The organism is Paraferrimonas sp. SM1919 (assembly GCF_010993985.1).
Lineage (GTDB): Bacteria > Pseudomonadota > Gammaproteobacteria > Enterobacterales > Shewanellaceae > SM1919.
Map to the genome: position 1 here is coordinate 1 of NZ_WINH01000054.1, position 1,465 is coordinate 1,465.

Annotated in this window: 1 pseudogene; it reads left to right on the forward strand. The window is 36.1% G+C overall.

The annotated features are described in order from the left end of the window. Positions 1–184 precede the first annotated feature (184 nt). Positions 185–328: pseudogene (locus GFB48_RS17870) on the forward strand (hypothetical protein); the annotation flags it as partial. Positions 329–1,465: the final 1,137 nt, after the last annotated feature.

Here is a 1,465-nt window from a genome sequence, read left to right on the forward strand (position 1 = left end):
AGGCTAAAAAATTATACAACCCAACAGTAACAAAAATAGAGCCAATAAACACATAACAACCTTTCACTGGATGCTTATCCTGCTGTCTATAAGACCAAACCTACTAGGAGACGTAGAAAATTTCAACGTGGCCAGGATCACAACAACCCCAGCACACATTCAACCAGAGTGATATTTCCTATTCGCCTATGCTATTTTACGATCTATCCCATCTAAATTAGGAGGAGTATTAGCCATAGTAGGGGCAATTTTAATTCTACTAGTACTAACACTTAAAACGAACAAATTAAACAGAAAATTCTCTCCAGCAAAAAAAGCAACATTCTGAGTCTTCATCGCCCTAGTTTGTCTACTAACCTGAATTGGGGCGAACCCAGTGGAGCCCCCTTTCGTAAGAATCGGCCAAGTATTAACAGTAATGTACTTCTCATCTGTAGTGCTACTATAAAATTCTTCTATAGTTTAAATGAACGCAACTTTTTCAATGTTGAAGAAAATTTAGAAGTATCCTAGCCCTACTAATAACCTCAACCCTCCTAGGTGTCTGTAGATCAAGATGGCTAATAATTTGAGTTTGTTTAGAAATTAACACCATCCTAATGTGCGGGTTTATAGCTAAAGAAATAAAAAAATGAAAACTACAAGAAACACCTACTCTAATGTACTACCTAATCCAAGTAATAGCATCTATCGTCATCTTGATTTGATCGTACCAGGAAGAAACCCAGATAACCACTATTATTATAATCATAGGCCTTCTAACAAAAATAGGAGCATGACCTGTGCACACCTGATACATAAAGCTGATCAGAGTTATAGAAATAAAACAAATAAGAATGCTTGTAATCATAACCTGACAAAAAATTATACCCGTAGTATTTATCTGCTCACTAACAGAAAAAATTGGGCAAAACACGCTAATCGGAGGATTAGTCGTACTTACTCTACTAGTTCCTCTAACAAATCTACTATACAACTTAAGTATTAAAAGAATCTTGGCCCTCTCCTCATTTAACAACAATGGGTGACTACTAGCAGCTGCTCTTACATCTCAAGCACCCTTCTGAATATTCTTAGGGCTTTACAGAACCACGCTAGCATTAACACTAAAAGGATTAAAAGCACTATCTACTAAGAGTTTAAGATTAACCTCATCATTCTGAGCTCCCACTATAATTGTAAGAAATATAGGAGGACTTCCACCAATAACAATATTCTGGGCTAAAATTATAGTAGTAAAATCCCTCCTACCTTGAGCCCCCACAGAACTCATTATGCTACTTATACTAACTGCTTGCTACCTACTATACCACTACCTGTGAATGATGCTCAATGAGGTTTCACAAACACCCGTAAAGTCACAAAATCCAAAATCCACAGAAGAAATTAGAAAAGCAGAAAAAAGAAACGTGAGTTCATCAAATTAACCCCCTCTTTAAAAGAATAGACTTCATCTATATAAAAC